Genomic DNA, 22,336 nt, shown 5'->3' with positions numbered 1-22,336 from the left:
CCAATTATAAGAAACGCCATGACCTTCAGTTCCGAAGCCCCGGCAGACTCCGTGGCGACACGTCGTGTCATCTGCAAGCAGTTCGCGACCCAGCTTGCCGCCGAGCGCACCCGCCTTCTTTATCAGGGATCGCTGCTGCCGACCCTGTTCATGTTCATCAATGGTTTGCTCTGCGCGTGGCTGCTCTGGAGTCCCGAGCGTTACGTGCTGGTGGGCGTCTGGCTGGGCTGGCTGTCAGCGCTGGTGTGTCTGCGCGTGCTGCAAGTCGCAGCGTTCAGGTCAGCATCACTCGATCGTCGATCGCAGCCGATCTGGAACCGCATGTTTCTGGCCGGCGCCTGCGTCAGTGGGTTCACCCTTTCCAGCGCCGCGCTGGTGTTGATGCCGGCGCAAAGCCTGGCCCAGCAGGCGTGGGTATTCGGCCTGATCGGCGCTGCGACGCTGTCTGCCAGTGTGGCCTACGCGGTAAGCATTCCGGCGTTTCTCACGTTCACGCTGCCGTGTCTGCTGCCGCCCATTCTCTATCTGTTCTGGACCGGCGACCCCCAATGCCATGGTTGGGGCTGGCTCGGACTGATTCTCCTGCTGGCGCTTATCGTGGTGGCTGCGCAGGTCAACCGTTTGATCGAGCGGGGTCTTATCCGGCGATTTCAGAACGTGGCGCTCATCGAGCACCTTCAACAGGCCCAGGCCGAAAGCGACGAGCTCAACCGCGAACTGACCCGCCAGTACGAAGAACGTACGCGTTATCTGACCCATTACGATGAGCTGACCGGCCTCGCCAATCGCGCGCTGTTCAATGAGCGGCTGCGTGACGCCAATCAGCGTGCGCGTCATGGCGGGCGCACGCTGGCTTTGCTGCACATCAACCTTGATCGCTTCAAATTGCTCAATGACAGCCTGGGTCACGATACCGCTGACCAGTTGCTTCGCCTTGTCGCGCGCAGGCTCAACGCCCATGTGACCGATGCCGACACCGTCGCGCGTTTGTCGGCGGACGAGTTTGCCGTGCTGTTCGACAGCCACGGCAACCTGACCACACTGGCGCGGATCACGACGCGCCTGCTGGCAAAACTGCGCTCGCCGATATCAGTTTGCGGCCATGAGTTGGTGGTCAGCGCCTCCATCGGCATCGCGTTGCTGCCGGGTTCTGCACGGGACATCGCCGCGTTGGTCAGCCAGGCAAATATGGCCATGCAACACGCCAAACACCTGGGCGGCGACAATTTTCAGTTCTTTACCGAAAGCCTTGAGGCGGGCACGCCGGGTCGTTTGCAGCTGGAAATCCAGCTGCGTCGCGCGATTGCAGAAGGGCAGCTGGAGGTTTTCTATCAGCCGAAGCTGGAGCTGGAAAGTGGTCGCCTGAATTCGGCGGAAGCGCTGGTGCGCTGGCGTCATCCCGAGCGCGGTCTGATTTCGCCCGGCGAGTTTATCGGGTTGGCAGAGGAGACCGGCCTGATCGCCAACATCGGCGAGTTCGTACTGCGCAAAGCCTGTCATCAGGCCTGCGAATGGCAGCGGGAGGGGCTCGCTCCTATCAGGGTGTCAGTCAATCTCTCTGTGCATCAGATGCGTCAGGGCAAGCTGGTCAGCCTCGTTCGGCAAGTGCTCGAAGAGACCGGGCTCAAGCCCGAATACCTGGAGCTTGAGCTCACAGAGAGTCAACTGCTGGAAAGCGTCGAGCACATCATCACCACGTTTCAGCAACTGCGCGCACTCGGCGTAAAACTGGCCATCGACGACTTCGGCACCGGCTACTCATCGTTGAGCTACCTGAAACGTTTTCCGGTGCACTGCGTGAAGATCGACCAGGCCTTTATTCGTGGTCTGAATGAATGCGCAGAAGACGCTGCGATTACCCGAGCGATCATCGCGATGGCCCACAGTCTTGACCTCAAGGTGGTGGCCGAAGGCGTGGAAGATTGCGAACAGTTGGAGTTTCTCAGGTCTCACGGTTGCGACGAGGTGCAAGGCTATTTGATCAGTCGGCCAGTGGAGGCCAGCGTTATGGGCGGCATCCTGCGCAGTCGGCTGACCGAAGCCTGGAGTCCTGTGCGAAAAGCCCTACACTACAAAGCGACCTGAGCTTCAGCAACGATCGGTTGGCCACGGCGAGATCGTTTAACTGTGCGGTTTGCAGGTCATGTAGTATAACTACAAGAAAGCTACAGCCCGGCCCATCCTTCACTTGAGTCCTGTCCTTTGAATCTGTTGCAGCACATCGCCCAGTCACGCCATCTCTTGCGCAAGTCGGAGCTGAAAGTAGCCGATCACGTGCTGCTCGATCCGGCGGCCGTGATGCACAGCTCCATGGCCGATCTCGCGCATGCGGTCGGTATCAGCGAGCCGACCATCGTGCGTTTCTGTCGCGCCATTGGCTGCACCGGCTTTCAGGACCTGAAACTCAAGCTGGCGCAAAGCCTTGCTGCTGGCGCGAGCTTCGGCCAGTTCGCCATCCACGAAGACGATTCCGTCGCCGATTACAGCCTGAAGATTTTCGACACCACGCTGCACACGCTGATAGAAGTGCGCGAAAAGCTCGACCCCCATGCCTTGCAGGCGGCGGTGACGGTCATGGCGGCGGCGCATCGTGTCGAGTTCTACGGCTTCGGCGCATCGGGCGCAGTCGCGGCTGACGCCCAGCACAAATTCTTCCGTCTGTTACTGACGGCAGCGTCTTACTCCGATCCGCACATGCAGGCGATGTCGGCTGTGACGCTCAAGCCTACGGACGTCGCGGTGTGTATTTCCCAGTCCGGTCGCTCAAAGGACTTGCTGATCACCGCCAACCTGGTGCGCGAAAGCGGCGCCAACCTGATCACCCTTTGCCCGAGTCAGACGCCACTGGCCGAGCTGTCCACGGTCAATCTCGCCATCGACGTGCACGAAGACACCGAAATCTATACGCCGCTGACCTCGCGTATTGCGCATCTGGTGGTCATAGATGTCCTGGCGATGGGCGTTGCGATGGCGCGCGGTCCGAGCCTGGTCAATCACCTCAAGAGCGTGAAGCGCAGCTTGCGCAGCCTGCGGTTGTCGCCGAAGTCGATCAAGTCGTCTGAAGATTGATCTGAACTCGCGTAGCGCCGAAACCTTCACCAACCTGTAACGCTTCCGACGTCTGATCGTCACCGCATCCCGCCACTCTGTACTCCCGCACACGAATGGGAGACAGGATATGCCTCGGCACTACGATGACTCGCAGCAGCACAGCACCTCCACAAAGACTCGCCGTCAGCAGGAAGACCAGCGCCGCATGGCGTTCCGGCGTGCGATCGAAAGCCATTCCGAAGAACGCCGCCTGAATCAGGAGCTCTCAAGCTACCTGGACAGCGCCAGCGCCCATTTCTGGCAGAGCGCTAGCGCTTCGGAAGGTGGCCATCAAAGCGCGCGACCAGCTCGCTGATCTGGGTACGCTCCGTCCGAATGAATGACAGGAACGCGTGAGCCACCGGCGACAGACGTTTGTCCCGTGCCTGTACGACGCACCAGCTTCGGTACAGCGGCAATTCGGCCACTGGCAGCTCAATCAGCGTGCCAGTGGCAAGTTCCAGGCTCAGCGCATGGCGGGTCAGCAGCGCAACGCCCAGCCCCGCCACCACGCATTCGCGCTGCGCCTCGGCCGAGGACACCTCCAGCGTGTGCTCGAAATGAATGCGCTTCTCCTTGAAATACTCCTCGCAGGCCTTGCGCGTCCCTGAACCCTGTTCGCGAACCACCAGCGTTGCTGCCTCCAGATCCTTCAGTGCCGGATTGTGCAATAGCGTCAACGGATGGTCCGGCTGCGCTACGGCAACGATCGGGTTATTCAGGAAGGGCAAAAACTCCAGGCCCATGTCCTGTGGGACCATCGACATGACGACCAGATCATCACGGTTATCCGACAGCCGCCGAATCACCTGCGCCCGATTGACGACCGTAAGGTTGAGCATGACTTCCGGGTATTTGCGCTTGAAAGCTGCAAACAGGTGGGGAACGAAATACTTCGCGCTGGACTCGATCGCCAGTTTGAGCTGCCCCTGCAGGGAGCCCTGCATGTCGGAGAGCTGCATGTCGAGGCTCTCCAGCCGACCGAAGATGTCGCGACTGGCAAGCTGCAGCGCTTCGGCGGCTTCCGTCAGGTAGAGCTTCTTACCCACGTATTCGAACAGCGGCTGGCCGACCAACTCTTCCAACTGGCGCATCTGCAGGCTCACCGCCGGCTGGGTCAGCGACATTTCCTCAGCTGCGCGACTGTAAGAGCGCAAATCACAGACCTCATTAAAGATCCGCAATTGACGCAATGTCATTCGCATCAATGACTTACGCATTTTTCCAGCCCTAGCCGTTTAGTTGATATCGGGAACTATAAGGTTTTGCTTATGGTTCACCCAATATTTACTCATTTTTGTTAATCGCTGATTCGTCATAGGGTGGCTTCACCTGCGAGCAACATGCAGTAACGGAATGTCGCGCGGTATTGGCCAGCCATCTGGTCCGTCTGCTAATCGGTCGAGGAAATACCAGTGATAAAAAAAATCCTGATCGCCAACCGTGGGGAAATCGCTGTTCGGATCGTGCGCGCTTGCGCCGAAATGGGCATCCGCTCGGTGGCGATTTATTCCGACGCGGACCGGCACGCGCTCCACGTCAAGCGTGCCGACGAAGCCTATGGCATCGGCTCGGAGCCCCTTGAAGGCTATTTGAACCCCCGCAAGCTGGTGAACCTTGCCGTTGAAACCGGCTGCGACGCGTTGCACCCCGGCTACGGGTTTCTGTCGGAAAACGCAGAGCTGGCAGATATCTGCGCCGAACGGGGTATCAAGTTCATCGGCCCGTCCGCTGAAGTGATCCGCCGCATGGGCGACAAGACCGAAGCTCGCCGCAGCATGATCAAGGCCGGCGTGCCGGTGACGCCCGGCACGGAAGGCAACGTGGCCGACATCGCCGAAGCACTGGTTGAAGGCGATCGCATCGGTTACCCCGTCATGCTCAAAGCCACCTCGGGCGGCGGCGGGCGCGGCATTCGTCGCTGCAACAGCCGGGAAGAGCTGGAGCAGGCGTTTCCTCGAGTCATTTCCGAGGCCACCAAGGCATTCGGCAAGGCTGAGGTATTTCTCGAAAAGTGCATCGTCAATCCCAAGCACATCGAAGCGCAGATCCTTGGTGACAGCTTCGGCAACGTCGTGCACCTGTTCGAGCGTGATTGCTCGATCCAGCGCCGTAACCAGAAGCTCATCGAAATCGCCCCAAGCCCGCAACTGACGCCGGAGCAGCGCGCCTACATCGGCGACTTGTCCGTGCGCGCCGCCAAGGCCGTGGGCTACGAGAACGCCGGCACCGTGGAGTTCCTGCTCGCCGAGGGCGAGGTGTACTTCATGGAGATGAATACCCGCGTACAGGTCGAGCACACGATCACCGAGGAAATCACCGGGATCGACATCGTCCGCGAGCAGATCCGCATCGCCTCAGGACTGCCGCTGTCGGTGAAGCAGGAAGACATCATCCATCGTGGTTTCGCGTTGCAGTTCCGCATCAACGCGGAAGACCCGAAGAACAACTTCCTGCCGAGCTTCGGCAAGATCACCCGTTACTACGCGCCCGGCGGCCCCGGCGTGCGCACCGATACGGCGATTTACACCGGCTACACCATTCCGCCGTATTACGACTCCATGTGCCTGAAGCTGATCGTCTGGGCGCTGACCTGGGAGGAGGCAATGGACCGCGGCCTGCGTGCGCTGGATGACATGCGTCTGCAAGGGGTGAAGACCACGGCCGCGTATTACCAGGAAATCCTGCGTAACCCGGAATTCCGCAGCGGCCAGTTCAATACCAGCTTCGTGGAGAGCCATCCCGAGCTCACCAATTACTCGATCAAGCGCAAACCCGAAGAGCTGGCCCTGGCCATCGCCGCCGCCATCGCTGCCCACGCGGGCTTATAAAAAGCCAGCTGCAAGCGCTAAGCCGCAAGCTGCAAGTTGAAGCCGATCCGCTGTGACTTGCCGCTTGTAGCTTGCCGCTTGAAGCTAAAAGGAGATCCGAACATGTCCAAGAAAATCTTCGTCACCGACACCATTCTGCGCGACGCCCACCAGTCTCTTTTGGCGACCCGCATGCGCACCGAGGACATGCTGCCGATCTGCGGCAAGCTCGACAAAGTCGGCTACTGGTCGCTGGAAGTGTGGGGCGGCGCGACCTTCGACGCCTGTGTGCGCTTTCTGAAGGAAGACCCGTGGGAGCGTTTGCGCCAGTTGCGCGCGGCGCTGCCCAACACGCGTCTGCAAATGCTGCTTCGCGGTCAGAACCTGCTGGGGTATCGGCACTACAGCGATGACGTGGTCAAGGCATTCGTCGCCAAGGCGGCGGACAACGGTATCGACGTGTTCCGCATCTTCGATGCCATGAACGACGTGCGCAATCTGCGGGTGGCGGTGGAAGCGGTGAAGGCTTCCGGCAAACATGCCCAGGGCACGATCGCGTACACCACCAGCCCGGTGCACACCATCGGCGCGTTTGTGGCGCAGGCCAAAGAGATGGAAGCGATGGGTTGTGATTCCGTCGCGATCAAGGACATGGCCGGTCTGCTGACTCCCTATGCCACGGGCGAGTTGGTCAAGGCGCTGAAGGCCGAGCAATCGCTGCCGGTGTTCATTCACTCCCACGACACGGCCGGCCTGGCCGCGATGTGCCAGTTGAAGGCCATCGAAAACGGTGCTGACCACATCGACACCGCGATCTCCAGTTTCGCCTGGGGTACCAGCCATCCGGGTACTGAGTCGATGGTCGCGGCCCTTAAAGGCAGCGAATTCGACACCGGCCTGGACCTGGAACTGCTGCAGGAAATCGGCCTGTATTTCTATGCGGTGCGTAAGAAGTATCACCAGTTCGAAAGCCAATTCACGGCGGTCGATACCCGCGTGCAGGTCAATCAAGTGCCGGGCGGCATGATCTCCAACCTCGCCAACCAGCTCAAAGAGCAGGGCGCGTTGAACCGCATGGGCGAAGTGCTGGCCGAGATTCCGCGAGTGCGCAAAGACTTGGGCTACCCGCCGCTGGTGACGCCGACTTCACAGATCGTCGGCACCCAGGCGTTCTTCAACGTATTGGCCGGCGAGCGTTACAAAACCATCACCAACGAAGTGAAGCTTTACCTCACTGGCGGCTATGGCAAGGCGCCGGGGCAGGTGGACGAGACGCTGCGCCGTCAGGCCATCGGCAACGAAGAGCTGATCGACGTGCGCCCGGCCGACCTGCTCAAGCCGGAGATGACCAAGCTGCGCGGCGAGATCGGCGCGTTGGCCACCAGCGAAGAAGACGTGCTGACCTACGCCATGTTCCCGGACATCGGCCGCAAGTTTCTCGAAGAACGTGCGGCGGGCACGCTGGCGCCAGAGCCTCTGCTGCCGATTCCAGAGCCGGGCGCAGTGGCGAAGGCCGGCGGCGAGGGCGTCCCGACCGAATTCGTCATCGACGTTCACGGTGAAAGCTACCGCGTTGATATCACCGGTGTGGGCGTCAAGGCCGAGGGCAAGCGTCACTTCTATCTGTCCATCGACGGCATGCCGGAAGAAGTGGTGTTCGAGCCGCTCAACGAGTTTGTCGGCAGCGGTATTGGCAAGCGTGCCCAGGCCAGTAAGCCAGGCCATGTCAGCACTTCGATGCCGGGCAATATCGTCGACGTGCTGGTGAAGAAGGGCGACAGCGTTCGCGCCGGTCAGGCGGTACTGATTACCGAAGCGATGAAGATGGAGACCGAAGTTCAGGCGGCAGTCGCTGGCAAGGTCGTGGCCATCCATGTCGCGAAAGGCGATCGGGTTAACCCGGGCGAGATTCTGGTCGAGATCGAGGGCTGATAACCCACTGCATAGATAACAGCCCGCCGCGCACAGATGCGGCAGGCTGAACAGTTACCTCTGGGGGAGCTCTCGTGGCTCCTCTTTTTTTTGCTTCAGCCAAGCGTCTCCGGCTGTGGGACTCGACGCTCTCAGCGGTGGCGCAGTTGCTCCAGCGTCCTGATTTGCTCACCGTCCTGGAAGTTATCCACAGCCAGCCATGCTTCGAACGCCTGTTGTATTGCAGGCCATTCGCTGTCGATGATCGAGTACCAGGCCGTATCCCGATTCTGACCCTTGAACACGGAATGCTGGCGGAAGGAGCCCTCGAAGCTGAATCCGAAACGCTCCGCCGCACGCTTGGAACGGGCGTTGTTGGCATTGCATTTCCATTCCAGACGACGATTGCCCAGCGCAAAGGATTCCCTCGCCAGCAGGTAAACCGCTTCCGTTGCCTTGGGGGTGCGTTGCATTGAGGCGCCGAAGGTCACATGGCCAATTTCGATGCGGCCCGCGCTCGGGAAAATCGACATCAAGCCCAGAAACCCGTGGATGGTGCCGGTCTGTTGATCGATGACGGTGTAGAACCAAGGATCGGTCGAGCCTTCCAGTCCTGCGAGATAGTCATCGAATGCGCCGCGCTCTGGAAACGGGCCCACGAACAGGTAATCCCACAATTTGCGGTCAGCAGCCGGGCCTTCCAGTGCATCCCACAGCCCATCGCCATGGCGGGCGGCGTTCAATTTTTCCAGACGAATAAAGCGTCCTTGCAGTGTGCGGGTATCCGGCAGCTTGGCCGGTTGCCAGTTTTCAAGATCCGACATGTCGAGAGTCCCTGTCTTACAACGGTTTGCGAAATTGAATATAGCCCGGGCGCTCAGCGATGCGCTCGTAGAGCTGAATGGCGATTGCGTTGGTCTCGTGGGTGAGCCAGTGGACTTTGTCGGCGCCGTCCCGTTTGGCGGTCGCGTAGACGTATTCGATCAATTGGCGGCCAACGCCCGTGCCGCGCTGTTCCGGCACCACCAGCAAGTCCTGCAAGTAGCAGGCATTGCTGATGCTCCAGTTCGAGCGGTGATAAATGAAATGCACCATGCCCACCGCCTTGCCGTCCTGCCAGGCGAGAGCAGCGTTGGTGGGCTCGCTGCTGTCCACAAACCGCTGCCAGGTGCTCTGTGAAACCGCATCGGCCAGCGTGGTTTTGTAGAAGGTCAGATAGGCGTGCCACAACGGCAGCCAGGCGTCGTGATCTTCGGCGGTGACGGGCGGATGTGGAGGTCAGACACGCGGTGCTCCCTGGCTCATCAACTGAGCGATTTTCTGATCGGATGGGTCCTGGTTGAGTGCCAGGCCTTTGCTCACGCCGGCGATGTCTGCGGCGCTGCGGTTCTGGTTGAGCTTGCGCTTGCCTTCCAGCCGCTCTATGGGGATCGCGAAGCCGACGATGCCGTTGAGCATTTTTTCGATGTAATCGGCGGGTGCGTCGCTGACAGCCCAAGGCTCGGCGCGGCTGGCTTCGTGCTTATCGGTCAGGCCGGTGACAATCCGCAACAGCCGCTCGGGATCAGTGAACACATCGGCACGGCCGTAGGCGTGCACCGCCAGGTAATTCCAAGTGGGCACCACTTTGCCGTGCTCAACCTTGGCTGCGTAGAAGGACGGGCTGATGTAGGCGTCCGCCCCCTGGAAAATCAGCAGCGCTTCGGCCCCCGTTTCGAGGGCTTTCCATTGCGGATTGGCCTTGGCCAGATGCCCGTACAGCGTGCCTTGCGGACCCTGAGTCGGTTCGAGCAACAAGGGAATATGACTCGCCTGCAATCCGGTCTCGTCAAACGTGACCAGAGTAGCCAGGCGTGTGGCTTCTATCTGTCCGTGCAGGCTGGCGAAGTCTTCGTCTTTGAAATAACTGGGCGTGTACATGAGATTTTCCTTGGCGGCTGAGTCAATCCTAGGCAGCCTATTGGTTCGTTGTAAGAGCCATTAATGGTCTATCTCATAGGGCCAATCCCATGCACGCACCCACGCCCGCGCTGACGTTCGATTTTGCCGGCATTGAGCTGAACCGCCGCCATGGTCTTAGCCGCCAGCTCTATCAGACACTGCGCGAGCGCATCCTCGACGGTCGCTTGTCCGGTGGCACGCGCTTGCCGGCGAGCCGGGATCTAGCGTTATCCCTCGGCATCTCCCGCAACAGCGTGGTGCGCGCTTATGACCAGCTTTACGCCGAAGGCTTTACCGAAAGCCGCGTCGGGGACGGCACTTACGTCGCACTGTTGAGAGAGAAACCGCCGGCTGCAAAAAAACTATCCACACACCTGTCCACAGGGTTATCACCAGGCTTATCAACAGGTTTATCCACAAAACCCCTGATAATGGCGGCCGAATCGTCCAACAATGTTATCCACAGCACAGCGATGCATACGCTGGATCAGCATCATTTGCGACCTCCGAAAAGCGGCCTGCCAAGGGCGTTTCGCACGGGTGTTCCGGCATTTGATCTGTTCCCTTTCGACACGTGGGGCAAGCTCCACGCGGCTTTCTGGCGTAAGCCGGGCCTCCAGCATCTTGGCTACGGCGACCCGGCTGGCGAATGGCGGCTGCGGGAGCTGATCGCTGCCTATTTGAGGACTTCCCGCGACTTGCGCTGCGCACCTGAGCAAATTGTGATCACCAATGGCGCGCAACAGGCGATTACCCTTTGTGCACAGCTGCTGCTTGAGCAGGGCGACGTGGTGGCGATCGAAAATCCGGGCTATCGCGCGGCCGGTCATGCCTTCGGGGTAGCTGGCGCCAGGTTGCAGGGCATGGCGGTTGACGACGAGGGCATGCGCAGTCCGGCTCTGGGTGACTCTGGCTGCAAGTTGGCGTACGTGACGCCCTCTCACCAATACCCGCTGGGCGTGACGATGACTCTGGCGCGGCGCCTGGAACTGCTCGCGTGGGCCGAGCGCAATCAAAGCTGGATCGTCGAAGACGACTACGACGGCGAATACCGCTACAGCGGCGCCCCGCTGGCGCCGTTGGCAGCGCTGGATCGCAGCGGTCGCGTGCTGTACGTCGGGACATTCGGCAAGGTCGCATTTCCGGCGCTGCGCCTGGGTTATCTGGTGTTGCCGCGCAACCTGGTTGAGCCGTTCAGTCGGCGCCGGGCCGTGGACATGCGTCATTCCGAGGTGGGCACGCAGATGGTCATGGCCGAGTTCATCGCAGCGGGTCACTTTCAGCGGCACATCCGCCGCATGCGCCGGGCTGCGTTGAGTCGACGCGATGCATTACTGGCCGGCTGGCCCCAGGAACTTGCGGGTTGCAGCCCGATGATCAAGCCCGTTGCAGGGCTGCATGTGACCGTCGCAGTGGATACGTTAGAGCGTGAAACGGAACTGGTCGCCAAGGCAGAAAATGTCGGCGTCGAGGTCGCGCCGTTGAGTGAGTATTGGCTGCCGGGGTCAGAGACGCCGGTGGATGATCGGGCCGGTCTGGTCCTGGGGTTTGCAGCGGTGCCTGAGGCCGATATCGCCTCGGCGCTGGGGCGATTGCGAAGTGCATGGCGGGTTTGATCTTGGTGAGCCCGATGGCGGCCTGGCGCGTCATCCAGCAGGTACCGGCGTATACTCGCGCCCATCGCAATCCTTCTTCGAGATACGCCCATGAGTCTTCCTCTCTCCGCGGCGCCGCAGCGCAAGCTCGGCGCGCCGCTGATCGCCTTCCTCTTGTTGGTGGTCGGCGCTCTGTTTCTGCAATCCGCCGTTGGCGGCAGGCAAGTGCTGTTGCTGATCGTTGGCGCGGCGCTGGGCCTCACGCTCTATCACGCCGCCTTCGGCTTCACCTCGGCCTGGCGGGTATTCATCAACGAGCGGCGCGGCGCCGGCTTGCGCGCGCAGATGGTGATGCTGACCGTCGCGGTGGTGCTGTTCTTCCCCGCGCTGGGTGCCGGTACGCTGTTCGGCACGCCGGTCACCGGCCTTGTGGCCCCGGCGGGCGTGTCCGTGGTGTTCGGCGCTTTCATCTTCGGCATCGGCATGCAAATGGGCGGCGGCTGTGCGTCCGGCACGTTGTTCACCGTCGGCGGCGGCAATGCGCGGATGCTCGTGACCTTGCTGTTCTTCATCATTGGCTCGCTGATCGCCACGCATCACGTCGATTGGTGGTTCTCGTTGCCGTCGTTACCGGCCACTTCCATCGTTAAAACCTTCGGCGTGATCCCTGCGTTGCTGATGAGCCTGGCGCTGTTTGCGATCATTTCCCTTGTCACCGTCAAGCTGGAAAAGCGTCGGCACGGACAGCTGGAAGCGGCCGTCACCAGTGAGCATGTTGGCGTGCGCCGTTTCTTTCGCGGGCCGTGGCCGCTGGTGTGGGGCGCGGTCGGCTTGGCGCTGCTCAACTACGCCACGCTGGCATTGGCGGGTCGCCCTTGGGGCATCACCTCGGCCTTCGCGCTGTGGGGTGCGAAAGTCGCCGGTGGTCTGGGGGTGGACGTGGGCAGTTGGCCGTTCTGGCAGATGCCAGCGAATGCCAAGGCGCTGGCCGCGCCGGTGTGGGAGGACATCACCACCGTCATGGACATCGGCATCATGTTGGGCGCGGCGGTGGCGGCAGGCCTTGCAGGACGATTCGCTCCGAGTCTGAAAATCCCGACGCGCTCGTTGATCGCTGCAGTGATTGGCGGGCTGTTGCTGGGTTACGGTTCGCGCCTGGCGTACGGCTGCAACATTGGCGCGTACTTCAGCGGGATCGCCTCAGGCAGCCTGCACGGCTGGCTCTGGCTGGTCGCTGCCTTTGCGGGCAACGCAGTGGGTGTGCGGATTCGGCCGATATTCTTTGAGGGCGAGCGTCGTCCGGCTGTTTTGACAGGGTGCTGATCGAGGGATCTGAAGGAGGGAGGGCGCTTGCCCGCGAGGTGCGGGCAAGCGCTCTTACACAGGATTAACCGGCGATTTGCTCCTTCGCCAGCTTGGCGATGTTTTCCGCCGTGAATCCATACTTGGCCTGCAGCTTCTCGATCGGGGCCGACGCACCGAAGGTGTTCATCACAACCTTCGCGCCGGTCTGGCCGACATACCGATCCCAGCCCACCGGCCCCGCCTGTTCCACCACCACCCTGGCTTTCACGTCCGGCGGCAGCACGCCGTCGCGGTAGGCCTTGTCCTGATCCTCGAACAATTCCCAGCTCGGCATCGACACCACTCTCGCCGCAACCCCTTCGGCTTTGAGCGTCTCGAACGCTTCGACGGTCATGCCGACCTCGCTGCCAGTGGCGATCAAGATCACGTCCACTTTGCCTTCTATCGCATCGGCCAGCACGTACGCGCCTTTAGTCAGGCCCTCGGCGGCGGCGTATTTCGAGCGATCAAGGGTCGGCAACGGCTGGCGGGAGAGCACCAGGCAGGACGGTCTGCTGGTTTGCGCCAGCGCTATTTTCCAGGCTTCGGCCGTTTCGTTGGCATCGCCCGGACGAATCGTCAGCACACCGGGTGTTGCCCGCAGCTGAGTCAGTTGCTCGATGGGCTGGTGTGTCGGGCCGTCTTCGCCGACGCCGATGGAGTCATGGGTAAAGACGAAAATAACCGGCAATTCCATGATCGACGCCAGACGAATCGGCGGCTTCATGTAATCGCTGAACACCAGAAACGTTGAGGTATACGGGCGGATATAGGACAGGGCCAAGCCGTTCGCGATTGAGCCCATGGCATGTTCGCGGATACCGAAGTGCAGGTTTCGACCGCTGTAATTGCCCGCTTCAAAGCTACCGGCTCCGTCGAACGTCAGATTGGTTTTGGTCGACGGCGAAAGGTCTGCGGAGCCACCGATCAGCCAAGGAATCTGCTCGGCGAAGGCGTTCAGCACTTTGCCACCGGACGCGCGGGAGGCAATGCCTTTGGCGTCGGCTTCAAAATTCATCTGCTTGTCTTGCCAGCCTTCGGGCATCTCACCGGCACGCATGCGCTTGAGCTGATCGGCGAGGTCGGGCTGGTCCTTTTCAAACTGGTTGAAGGTCTCAAGCCAGGCGTCGTAATCGCTCCCGCTGCGGTCGAGCAGTGCATCACGCAGGCAATGGCGGGCATCTTCCGGCACCAGGAAGCTGCTGTTTTCGTCCCAGCCGTAGGCTTTTTTGGTCAGCTTGATTTCGTCATCGCCCAGCGGTTCGCCGTGGGCGGCAGACGTATTGTGTTTGTTGGGCGAGCCAAAGCCGATGACGCTGTCGACCACGATCAGGGTTGGTGCATCGCTGGTTTGCTGAAAGATCTGCAGCGCTTTTGCCAGCGCACTGGCGTCATTGGCGTCTTTGACGTGCAGGGTTTTCCAGCCGTAGCCCTCGAAACGCTTCTGCACATCGTCGCTGTAAGCCAGCTCGGTATGACCTTCGATGCTGATGGTGTTGTTGTCGTAAATCCAGCACAGATTCGACAGCTTCAAATGACCGGCAAGTGAGGCCGCTTCTGCGGTTACGCCCTCCATCATGTCGCCGTCGCCGCACAGCACGTAAACGCTGTAATCGAACAGCGTCGCGCCCGGCGTGTTGAAGTGTTCGCCCAGCCAGCGCTCGCCCATCGCCATGCCGACGCTGTTGGCGCAACCCTGACCCAGCGGGCCAGTGGTGGTTTCCACGCCGGTGGTCATGCGGTATTCGGGGTGGCCCGGGGTTTTGGAGTCCATCTGGCGAAACTGCTTGATGTCCTCAAGGCTCACCGCAGGTTTACCCGACGGCTTGCCGTGTTCGTCGATCTCGATCACACCGGCAAGGTGCAGCAGTGAATAAAGCAGCATCGAAGCGTGACCGACCGATAGCACGAAGCGGTCGCGGTTTGGCCAGTCAGGGTGTTCCGGGTGGTAGCGCAGGAAATCTTTCCACAGCGTGTAGCCCACAGGGGCAAGCGCCATCGGCGTGCCGGGGTGCCCGGAATTGGCTTTTTGCACCGCATCCATGGCCAGGGTGCGAATGGTGTTGATGGTCAGTTGGTCGCGGTCGGTGTGCGGCGTAAACGTGCGCACTGCGCCTGATCGTTCGGTGGAGTGAGAGTTGGCAGACGAGCTCATTAACGTTCTCCTCGTGACGGGTAGCGGAAGCATCCAGATAGGTGTTGAGCCCTCGGAGGCTGTGATCGTTCCATGAACAATCTGTCAGTCGACCCGGTGGAGAAGCGATTCAGCTTTCCGCTCGTATTTGGTTACATATAGCCTGTGGGCGTAACGAACGAAGTTGTTCTCACGTATTCGAAGCCTTGGGTCGAGCCTTTGCCGACCGGTTTAAGCGCATTGCGGAGGTGGCTTTTGCAGGAATTGATCGTCAAGAAGTACCGGGCCATGATCCGGACGTTTACCTACATCGGCTGGTCTTTGTTCTGGCTGCTGATTTGGGACGTCGTCGTCACCGTCGACTTCATGCTGTTTCTGGATCGCAAGATCACCCTCCCATCGATGCCCCTGACCCTGTTGGGTTCTGCGCTGGTCGTGCTGACCAGCTTCCGCAACACCAGCGCGTATAACCGCTGGTGGGAGGCGCGCACGTTATGGGGTGCGCTGGTGAATAACTCCCGCAGCTTCGCCCGGCAGGTGCTGACCTTCATCGATGACGAAGGCGGCCTGAACCCGGTCAAGGCCACGCTGTTGCGCCGGCACGTCGCTTTTGTCGAATGCCTGTCGGCCCATTTGAAGGGCAGTGATTGTGGCGAGCAGGTCACTGCGATGATTTCCCGAGAAGAGTATGAGCGCCGCACGCGCACCAACAACTTCCCCAACGCGATTCTCAATGAGTCCGCGGCGATCATTGCTCAGGAATATAAAGCCGGCCGCCTGGACAGCATTCGTCTGGAACGGCTCGAAGCGACGCTGGTGGAAATCTCCAACAACCAAGGCGGCATGGAGCGCATCGCCAATACCCCGTTGCCTTACCCGTACGTGACGTTTCCGCGCCTGTTCATCACGCTGTTCTGCATCATCGTGCCGATCGGTCTGGTCGAAACGCTTGGCTGGTTCACGCCGCTGGCGTCCACCGTGGTCGGCTTCATGCTGCTGGCAATCGAGAAAATCGGCACCGACTTGCAAAGCCCGTTCAAAGCCTCCGAGCATGAGATCCAGATGAAAGCGCTGTGCGAAAACATCTCCGGCAATCTGAATTCAATGCTGCAGGATGCGATGGACAAGCGGCCGGTTGAGGTGGCTTATTCGTGATGAGGTCATGCCCTTGCTGTAAGAGGGCATGATTGACGAGACGCATCTGTACGAAGAGCACGGTCTACCCACGAGATATCCAGCGGTTGAAAGGCCGCTTTCGCGAGCAAGCTCACTCTCATCAAACATGAAACCACCGCAAATGCACCTGCCGATACACTAATTGTGGGAGCGACCGGGGTGGCGTTCCACCTTGCTCGCGAAGAGGTGGGAAGGTGCGCTGAATCTTCAGCGGCCGAAATGCCATCTTCGTGAGCAAGCCCACTCCCACAGGATTGGGTTTGCTGCGCGAGCAAAGTGTCTGGACGCCGGGTAATTTGCGGCCCGTTGCGGGTTACCGACCTTGCGATATGTCTTTGCTCATCGCCGACAAAGGCCTGCAGACGATTGTCTGAGCGGCACTACTCGCTCAACGCAACTCGCCACACATGTCCAGCTCAACAAGCCGCCGCACTTCATCCCCCTCCAGTCCAGCCCCCAGCAGCGCATGCAGCTTGCCGAACGCGGCTTCGCGGGTCATGCCGCCGCCGGACAACACGCCGACGCCCCGCAGCCGGCTGCCGGCCTCATACACATCCAGTTCGACGCCGCCTTCGTGGCATTGAGTAATCGCCACGACTACGACGCCTTTCTGGTGAGCACGCTGAAGGCTGGCAAGGAAGTCGACATCATCGCTAGGCCCTGTGCCGTTGCCGAAGCATTCCAGCACAAGCCCCTGAATACCGCTGTCGATCAAACCGTCTAGCTGAGCAGCGCCGATGCCGGGAAACAGCGGCAGCACCGCAACGTTCGCCAGTTGCTTGGGCTGGCGATAGTCCAGTGCCGTAGGCAATGTCGATACGGCCTCACCACCCCGGGCGCGATTAAGCGCCGCGAAAGGATTACGGCCGAAGCTGCGAATCTTTGCGCAACGAGTCGGTTCCAGCAGCTCCCCGTGGAAGTACAGATGCACTCCCGCCGCGAGCCCTTGACCCAAGGCCTGCAAGGCGCCGTTGACGTTTTCCCAGGCATCGCTGTCCGGCACGCCCGCTGGCAACATGGACCCGGTGAACACCACAGGGGCACTCAGGCCCAGCAGTTGAAAACTCATGGCCGCTGCGCTGTAAGCCAGGGTATCGGTACCGTGCAGGATCAGCACGGCGTCGCACCCCTGCGCTTCAATTGCATCGACCACCGCCTCACGCAATCGCTGCCAGTAGGTGGGCGTCATGTTGGCGCTGTCGATCAGGGGGGACATTTCGCGGAATGACCACTGGGGCACCACCATTTCGGGCAGTGCAGCCAGCTGCTCAGCCATGCGCGCTTCAAAGCCGGAAGCGGGTGCCAGCCCGTTTTCGCTGGCCTGCATGCCGATGGTTCCCCCGGTATACAGGACCATTACCTGGCGGGCTGATGCGTGGTTTTCGCGATTCATGCCTGTCTCCCTTGATTGACGTTCAAATGATCAACGCGCGTCCGTGACCGGTTTGCCGCCGATCGCTGCCGCGTGCGCTGCAGGCTGCGCAGCATCGGGCTTTGGCCAGGCTTTCAGATCCAGGTCCAGATCGGGGAACTGGCTGGAGTCGAAAACCGGCGTTTTGATGCCGGCTTTACGCTGGGCATCGTAGTCTTTCAGGACCCGCAGCGCGATTTTGAACAGCATTGCCAGCGCGATCAGGTTGACGAAGGCCAGCAGCGTCATGGTGATGTCGGCGAAGGCGAACACCGTGCCCAGATCCTCGACCGCACCCCACAAGATCAACGCCAGAACCAACACGCGGTAGCCGAAGATCGCCTTGCGGTTCTCGCCCAGCAAGAAGCGCAGGCTGTTTTCGCCCAGGTAGTAGTTGTAGAGAATCGAGGTGAACACGAACAGCGCCAGTGCCACACTGATGAACAGCTTGCCCCAGTCACCGACGACGGCGGCGAGGGAGTTCTGCGTCAGGGCAATGCCATCACCTTCGAAGCCGGGGGTATAGAAACCCGACAGCAGGATCAGCAACGCGGTGCAGGTGCAGATGACGAAGGTGTCGAGGAACACGCTGAACGCCTGAACCACACCTTGTGCCACCGGGTGCTCGACCTGAGCCACCGCTGCCACGTTGGGTGCGCTGCCCAGGCCGGCTTCGTTGGCGAAGACGCCACGTTTGACGCCCATGACAATGGCACTGCCGATCAGGCCACCGAACACTTCATCCATGCCGAACGCGCTTTTGACGATGGTCATCAGCATGTGCGGAACGTGTTCGAACTGCACGCCGATGACATACAGCGTGACGGCGATGTAAACCAGCGTCTTGATCGGCACCAGCAGGTCGGCGACCTTGGCGATGCGCTTGATCCCGCCGACGAACACCAAGCCCAGCAGAATCGCCAGACCGACGCCAGCGTAGCTTGGCGAGATCTTGAAGGCGTCGTTGAGCGAGTGGGTCACGGCGTGGGATTGCAGGCCGTTGAAGGCGAACCCGAAGGTCACCAGCAACAGCACCGCCATGATCATGCCCAGCCAGCGTTTGCCCAGGCCGTGCTGAATGTAATAAGACGGGCCGCCGCGGTATTGGCCTTCGGCGTCGCAGCGTTTGTACAGCTGGCCGAGGGAGCATTCGAAAAAGCTGCTCGCCATGCCGACAAGGGCAGTGACCCACATCCAGAACACCGCACCGGGTCCGCCGAGGGTGACCGCGATGCCGACGCCTGCGATGTTACCGGCGCCGACGCGGCCGGCAAGGCTCAGCATCAGGGCCTGGAACGAACTCAATTGGCCCGCGCTGCTGCGCAGACTGTCGCGGAACACCGCGAACATGTGAAAGAAGTGACGGAACTGAACGAAACGCGAGCGAATCGTGAAATATCCACCGAGCCCAACAATGAGCACGATCAGTACTTTTCCCGAGAGGAAGTCGTTGATGACTTCAAGCATTGGTGTTTCCTCGCTTTCTTAGAGGGTGCGCACTATACCGGCGCGCGTTATTGGAGTCTTTATCCGGTTTGTTTCATGCCCAAATGACGCCGGGCAAAAAAAAGGGCCTGGAAGCGTGTGCTCCCGGCCCTCAAAAGGGTGAGGGGTGTCTAGACCCTCAGCCTGGTGATCGTGTTGCAAGTGTCGCAAGGGGCCGGACGGATCAAGCCTTCAAGGGCACGAGTCGCGGCGCAATCATGTTCTCGGGGCGCAGGATGTCCGCCAGCATGACGTCATCGAGCAAGCCCTCTTCGCGCACCAGCTCCAGCACGCCACGGCCTGTTTCCAAGGCGACGCGGGCGATACGAGTGGCGTTTTCGTAACCGATGTACGGGTTCAGCGCAGTGACGAGGCCGATCGAGTGCTCGACCAGTTCACGGCAGCGCACTTCGTTGGCGGTGATGCCGACGATGCAGTGCTCGCGCAGCATGTCCATGGCGCGCTGCAGCAGGCGAATCGAGTCGAAGATCTTGTAGGCGATCAACGGCTCCATCACGTTGAGCTGCAACTGGCCGCCTTCGGCCGCGATGGTCAGCGCCAGGTCGTTGCCCATGATTTCGAAGGCGCACATGTTCACCGCCTCCGGAATCACCGGATTGACCTTGCCCGGCATGATCGAGCTGCCTGGCTGACGCGCAGGAAGATTGATTTCGTTGATGCCGGTGCGCGGACCGCTGGAGAGCAGGCGCAGGTCGTTGCAGATCTTCGACAGCTTGACTGCAGTGCGCTTGAGCATGCCGGAGAACAGCACGAAAGCGCCCATGTCGGAGGTGGCTTCAATCAGGTCGGCAGCCGGCACCAGCGGCTGGCCGCTGATGGTCGCCAGACGCTGAACGGCCAGGTGCTGATAACCGGGGTCGGCGTTGATGCCGGTACCGATGGCAGTGCCGCCCAGATTGACTTCGGTCAGCAGCTCAGGCGCCAGACTCCGCAGGCGATTGAGGTCTTCAGTCAGCGTGGTGGCGAAGGCGCGGAATTCCTGACCCAGGGTCATTGGCACCGCGTCTTGCAATTGGGTACGGCCCATTTTCAACACGTGGTTGAACTCGTGACCTTTGGCTGCGAAGGCCTGAATCAGGCTGTCGAGGCTGGCGAGCAGCGCGTCGTGGCCCAACAGCAAACCCAGGCGAATGGCCGTCGGGTAGGCGTCGTTGGTGGACTGCGCCATGTTCACGTCGTTGTTCGGGTGCAGGTATTTGTATTCGCCCTTGGCATGGCCCATCGCTTCGAGCGCGATGTTGGCGATGACTTCGTTGGCGTTCATATTAGTGGAGGTGCCGGCGCCGCCTTGAATCATGTCGACGACGAACTGATCGTGGAAATCACCGCGGATCAGTCGTGCGCAGGCTTCGCTGATGCCCGCATGCTTCTCGTTGCTCAAATGGCCCAGCTGATGGTTTGCATCCGCTGCTGCCTGCTTGACCATCGCCAGCGCTACGACCAGCTTGGGGTAGTGCGAAAGCGGAACGCCAGAGAGGCGGAAGTTGTGCACTGCGCGCAGGGTCTGGATGCCGTAATACGCTTCAGCGGGTACTTCGAGAACGCCAAGCAAGTCTTTTTCGATGCGAAATGATGCAGCGGAGGACATGATAGAGAAAGTCTCAAGATGGGCACGGACTAAGCCGGAACGCCCTTGATACTAGGCCTGTGGGCTATTCTGGACCAATGCTGTAAAACGCTGCCCTATGCACAATCGGCATAATGTCGCTGTGACGCGGGGATTGTGACGAGCGTGTGAATCAGTGTATGAGGCTCCCGTTCGTACCCGCGAATGCGCAACTTATACGGCTGGAGAAACGATGAACCTGGAAAGCAAATGGCTGGAAGACTTCAGTGCGCTGGCCGCGACCCGCAGTTTTTCCCAGGCGGCGGAGCGTCGGTTCGTCACGCAACCGGCCTTCAGCCGGCGCATTCGCAGCCTCGAAGCGGCGCTTGGGCTGACGCTGGTGAATCGCTCGCGTACGCCGATCGAGCTGACGGCGGCGGGGCAGTTATTCCTTGTCACCGCGAGGACGGTAGTCGACCAGCTCGGCGAGGTGCTGCGTCATTTGCACCATCTGGAAAGCGGGCAGGGCGAGGTCATGCAGATCGCCGCTGCCCACTCGCTGGCGCTGAGCTTCTTCCCGCGCTGGATCGCGCAGCTGCGCAATGAAGGGCTGAACATCGCCACGCGCCTGGTCGCTACCAACGTCGGCGACGCGGTACATGCGCTGCGTGAAGGCGGTTGCGATCTGATGCTGGCGTTCTACGACCCCGACGCCGCGCTGCAGATGGACGCCGAGATCTTCCCTTCGCTGCACCTGGGCGTGACCGAAATGCTGCCAGTCTGCTCAACCGATGAAGAGGGGCGTCCGCTGTTCGACTTGGAAGGGGAACAGAGCGTGCCGCTGCTGGCGTACAGCGCGGGTGCGTTCTTGGGTCGCTCGGTGAACCTGCTATTGCGCCAGCGCAGCGTGCGCTTCACGACGATTTACGAAACGGCGATGGCCGACAGCCTCAAGGGCATGGCGCTCCAGGGGCTGGGTATCGCGTGGGTGCCGCGCCTGAGCGTGACGGCGGAGCTCGAACGGGGAGAACTGGTGATCTGTGGCGGCACTCAGTGGCACGTCCCGCTGGAGATTCGGCTGTACCGATGCGCGCTGGTTCGCAAGGCCAATGTCCGGCTGTTGTGGCGCAAGCTGGAAGCGGGCGGCAGCTCGCCAGCCGCCTGACTTCGGAGTCAGTAAACCCGGGCTTCCGTGGGCCGGTTTGGTAGGCTGACAGGAGGTCGCGGGCAGTCTGTCAAACGAGAGTCTTTGCGGTATACTCCGCGGCCTTCGGCCGGTTCGACTGGTCATAATTTGTACGACAAGCCACGCCGGTTTTCCCGCGTGGCTTGTTGTTTTTAGCCGCGCCTGCGGGCGCCCGATGAGAGGCACGACGATGAGCGCACTGGTTGGCGTGATCATGGGCTCCAAGTCCGATTGGTCCACCCTTAGCCACACCGCCGACATGCTTGAAAAGCTCGGCATTCCGTACGAAGTCAAAGTGGTTTCGGCGCACCGCACGCCTGATCTGCTGTTCAAGTACGCCGAGGAAGCCGAAGGCCGTGGCATCGAGGTGATCATCGCCGGTGCCGGTGGCGCCGCTCACCTGCCTGGCATGTGCGCCGCCAAGACTCATCTGCCCGTTCTGGGTGTGCCGGTGCAGTCTTCCATGCTGTCGGGCGTTGATTCATTACTCTCCATCGTTCAGATGCCTGCCGGCATTCCGGTCGCGACGCTGGCCATCGGTAAAGCGGGCGCGATCAACGCCGCGCTGTTGTCGGCCAGTATCCTGGGCGCCAAGCATCCACACTTCCACGCAGTGCTGAAGACATTCCGCGCTGAGCAGACAGACAGCGTTCTGGACAATCCAGACCCACGCGAGGCCTGAGGTT

At 60.7% G+C, this 22,336-nt stretch carries 18 protein-coding genes; 10 read left to right on the top strand and 8 right to left on the bottom strand.

Annotation, left to right across the window (positions count from 1 at the left end):
- The first annotated feature begins 18 nt into the window (after positions 1-18).
- The 3 genes from AC07RO_RS13310 to AC07RO_RS13300 all read left to right on the top strand — a co-directional run bounded on the left by AC07RO_RS13310 (position 19) and on the right by AC07RO_RS13300 (position 3,406).
- On the top strand, positions 19-2,085 hold the full coding sequence (locus tag AC07RO_RS13310; RefSeq protein ID WP_192174527.1) for a putative bifunctional diguanylate cyclase/phosphodiesterase: 2,067 nt from the start codon (positions 19-21) through the stop codon (positions 2,083-2,085).
- 117 nt (positions 2,086-2,202) lie between these two features.
- Positions 2,203-3,069, top strand: a complete 867-nt coding sequence (gene hexR, locus AC07RO_RS13305) for a transcriptional regulator HexR (RefSeq protein ID WP_065988147.1) — start codon at positions 2,203-2,205, stop codon at positions 3,067-3,069.
- 109 nt (positions 3,070-3,178) lie between these two features.
- The gene (locus tag AC07RO_RS13300; RefSeq protein ID WP_463584319.1) at positions 3,179-3,406 is read left to right on the top strand and encodes a PA3496 family putative envelope integrity protein; all 228 of its coding nucleotides are present in this window, start codon (positions 3,179-3,181) and stop codon (positions 3,404-3,406) included.
- Here the strand turns inward: AC07RO_RS13300 and AC07RO_RS13295 are convergent.
- On the bottom strand, positions 3,360-4,310 hold the full coding sequence (locus AC07RO_RS13295; protein WP_495086243.1) for a LysR family transcriptional regulator: 951 nt from the start codon (positions 4,308-4,310) through the stop codon (positions 3,360-3,362). The two genes, AC07RO_RS13300 and AC07RO_RS13295, sit on opposite strands and share 47 nt — an antisense overlap.
- A gap of 195 nt (positions 4,311-4,505) precedes the next feature.
- Here AC07RO_RS13295 and AC07RO_RS13290 point away from each other — a divergent pair, with 195 nt between their 5' ends.
- Positions 4,506-5,921, top strand: coding sequence for an acetyl-CoA carboxylase biotin carboxylase subunit (locus tag AC07RO_RS13290; protein WP_074885974.1), 1,416 nt, complete (start codon positions 4,506-4,508; stop codon positions 5,919-5,921).
- Between the two features lie 102 nt (positions 5,922-6,023).
- A complete protein-coding gene (gene oadA, locus AC07RO_RS13285; RefSeq protein ID WP_495086242.1) occupies positions 6,024-7,832 on the top strand; it encodes a sodium-extruding oxaloacetate decarboxylase subunit alpha in 1,809 nt (602 codons plus the stop codon).
- 131 nt (positions 7,833-7,963) lie between these two features.
- Here the strand turns inward: oadA and AC07RO_RS13280 are convergent, their stop codons facing one another.
- From AC07RO_RS13280 to AC07RO_RS13270, 3 genes are read right to left on the bottom strand one after another with little or no spacing between them, the layout of a single operon-like run.
- Complete coding sequence (locus tag AC07RO_RS13280) at positions 7,964-8,635, bottom strand: GNAT family N-acetyltransferase (RefSeq protein WP_495086241.1); 672 nt, start codon at positions 8,633-8,635, stop codon at positions 7,964-7,966.
- Positions 8,636-8,651: 16 nt separating this feature from the next.
- On the bottom strand, positions 8,652-9,047 hold the full coding sequence (locus AC07RO_RS13275) for a GNAT family N-acetyltransferase (RefSeq protein ID WP_495086339.1): 396 nt from the start codon (positions 9,045-9,047) through the stop codon (positions 8,652-8,654).
- Positions 9,048-9,089: 42 nt separating this feature from the next.
- The gene (locus AC07RO_RS13270; protein ID WP_495086240.1) at positions 9,090-9,731 is read right to left on the bottom strand and encodes an FMN-binding negative transcriptional regulator; all 642 of its coding nucleotides are present in this window, start codon (positions 9,729-9,731) and stop codon (positions 9,090-9,092) included.
- An 89-nt stretch (positions 9,732-9,820) separates the two neighbouring features.
- Between AC07RO_RS13270 and pdxR the strand changes: the two genes are divergently transcribed.
- Complete coding sequence (pdxR, locus tag AC07RO_RS13265) at positions 9,821-11,368, top strand: MocR-like pyridoxine biosynthesis transcription factor PdxR (protein WP_495086239.1); 1,548 nt, start codon at positions 9,821-9,823, stop codon at positions 11,366-11,368.
- Positions 11,369-11,458: 90 nt separating this feature from the next.
- Positions 11,459-12,670 carry a YeeE/YedE family protein gene (locus AC07RO_RS13260; RefSeq protein ID WP_423572004.1) on the top strand — a complete coding sequence of 404 codons (1,212 nt, stop codon included), beginning with the start codon at positions 11,459-11,461 and terminating at the stop codon, positions 12,668-12,670.
- 64 nt (positions 12,671-12,734) lie between these two features.
- On the opposite strand, the gene tkt is transcribed toward AC07RO_RS13260, so the two are convergent.
- Positions 12,735-14,846 (bottom strand): transketolase, encoded by a 2,112-nt coding sequence (gene tkt / locus AC07RO_RS13255; protein ID WP_495086238.1) that lies wholly within the window; start codon positions 14,844-14,846, stop codon positions 12,735-12,737.
- A 267-nt stretch (positions 14,847-15,113) separates the two neighbouring features.
- Between tkt and AC07RO_RS13250 the strand changes: the two genes are divergently transcribed.
- The gene (locus AC07RO_RS13250; RefSeq protein ID WP_423572150.1) at positions 15,114-15,980 is read left to right on the top strand and encodes a bestrophin family protein; all 867 of its coding nucleotides are present in this window, start codon (positions 15,114-15,116) and stop codon (positions 15,978-15,980) included.
- A gap of 409 nt (positions 15,981-16,389) precedes the next feature.
- Here the strand turns inward: AC07RO_RS13250 and AC07RO_RS13245 are convergent, their stop codons facing one another.
- The 3 genes from AC07RO_RS13245 to AC07RO_RS13235 form a co-directional block, all read right to left on the bottom strand.
- Positions 16,390-17,394: an asparaginase gene (locus AC07RO_RS13245; protein WP_423572000.1), complete on the bottom strand. Its 1,005-nt coding sequence runs from the start codon at positions 17,392-17,394 to the stop codon at positions 16,390-16,392.
- Between the two features lie 30 nt (positions 17,395-17,424).
- On the bottom strand, positions 17,425-18,879 hold the full coding sequence (locus AC07RO_RS13240; protein ID WP_192174540.1) for an alanine/glycine:cation symporter family protein: 1,455 nt from the start codon (positions 18,877-18,879) through the stop codon (positions 17,425-17,427).
- 202 nt (positions 18,880-19,081) lie between these two features.
- On the bottom strand, positions 19,082-20,506 hold the full coding sequence (locus AC07RO_RS13235; protein ID WP_282365398.1) for an aspartate ammonia-lyase: 1,425 nt from the start codon (positions 20,504-20,506) through the stop codon (positions 19,082-19,084).
- Positions 20,507-20,717: 211 nt separating this feature from the next.
- On the opposite strand from AC07RO_RS13235, the gene AC07RO_RS13230 reads away from it, so the two are divergent.
- A complete protein-coding gene (locus tag AC07RO_RS13230; protein ID WP_192174542.1) occupies positions 20,718-21,629 on the top strand; it encodes a LysR substrate-binding domain-containing protein in 912 nt (303 codons plus the stop codon).
- A 211-nt stretch (positions 21,630-21,840) separates the two neighbouring features.
- Positions 21,841-22,332 carry a 5-(carboxyamino)imidazole ribonucleotide mutase gene (purE, locus tag AC07RO_RS13225; RefSeq protein WP_065988179.1) on the top strand — a complete coding sequence of 164 codons (492 nt, stop codon included), beginning with the start codon at positions 21,841-21,843 and terminating at the stop codon, positions 22,330-22,332.
- Positions 22,333-22,336 lie beyond the last annotated feature (4 nt).

This window comes from Pseudomonas sp. GW821-FHT07F05 (assembly GCF_059418765.1).
The sequence above is the reverse complement of the archived record's forward strand: the minus strand, read 5'-3'. Positions and strand labels throughout refer to the sequence as shown.

Bases quoted from the DNA above. Each gene is read 5' to 3' on its own strand.
- AC07RO_RS13310 (WP_192174527.1), top strand. From the start codon at position 19: ATGACCTTCAGTTCCGAAGCCCCGGCAGACTCCGTGGCGACACGTCGT.
- AC07RO_RS13300 (WP_463584319.1), top strand. From the start codon at position 3,179: ATGCCTCGGCACTACGATGACTCGCAGCAGCACAGCACCTCCACAAAG.
- AC07RO_RS13295 (WP_495086243.1), bottom strand. From the start codon at position 4,310: ATGCGTAAGTCATTGATGCGAATGACATTGCGTCAATTGCGGATCTTT.
- oadA (WP_495086242.1), top strand. From the start codon at position 6,024: ATGTCCAAGAAAATCTTCGTCACCGACACCATTCTGCGCGACGCCCAC.
- AC07RO_RS13280 (WP_495086241.1), bottom strand. From the start codon at position 8,635: ATGTCGGATCTTGAAAACTGGCAACCGGCCAAGCTGCCGGATACCCGC.
- AC07RO_RS13270 (WP_495086240.1), bottom strand. From the start codon at position 9,731: ATGTACACGCCCAGTTATTTCAAAGACGAAGACTTCGCCAGCCTGCAC.
- pdxR (WP_495086239.1), top strand. From the start codon at position 9,821: ATGCACGCACCCACGCCCGCGCTGACGTTCGATTTTGCCGGCATTGAG.
- AC07RO_RS13260 (WP_423572004.1), top strand. From the start codon at position 11,459: ATGAGTCTTCCTCTCTCCGCGGCGCCGCAGCGCAAGCTCGGCGCGCCG.
- tkt (WP_495086238.1), bottom strand. From the start codon at position 14,846: ATGAGCTCGTCTGCCAACTCTCACTCCACCGAACGATCAGGCGCAGTG.
- AC07RO_RS13250 (WP_423572150.1), top strand. From the start codon at position 15,114: ATGATCCGGACGTTTACCTACATCGGCTGGTCTTTGTTCTGGCTGCTG.
- AC07RO_RS13245 (WP_423572000.1), bottom strand. From the start codon at position 17,394: ATGAATCGCGAAAACCACGCATCAGCCCGCCAGGTAATGGTCCTGTAT.
- AC07RO_RS13240 (WP_192174540.1), bottom strand. From the start codon at position 18,879: ATGCTTGAAGTCATCAACGACTTCCTCTCGGGAAAAGTACTGATCGTG.
- AC07RO_RS13235 (WP_282365398.1), bottom strand. From the start codon at position 20,506: ATGTCCTCCGCTGCATCATTTCGCATCGAAAAAGACTTGCTTGGCGTT.
- AC07RO_RS13230 (WP_192174542.1), top strand. From the start codon at position 20,718: ATGAACCTGGAAAGCAAATGGCTGGAAGACTTCAGTGCGCTGGCCGCG.
- purE (WP_065988179.1), top strand. From the start codon at position 21,841: ATGAGCGCACTGGTTGGCGTGATCATGGGCTCCAAGTCCGATTGGTCC.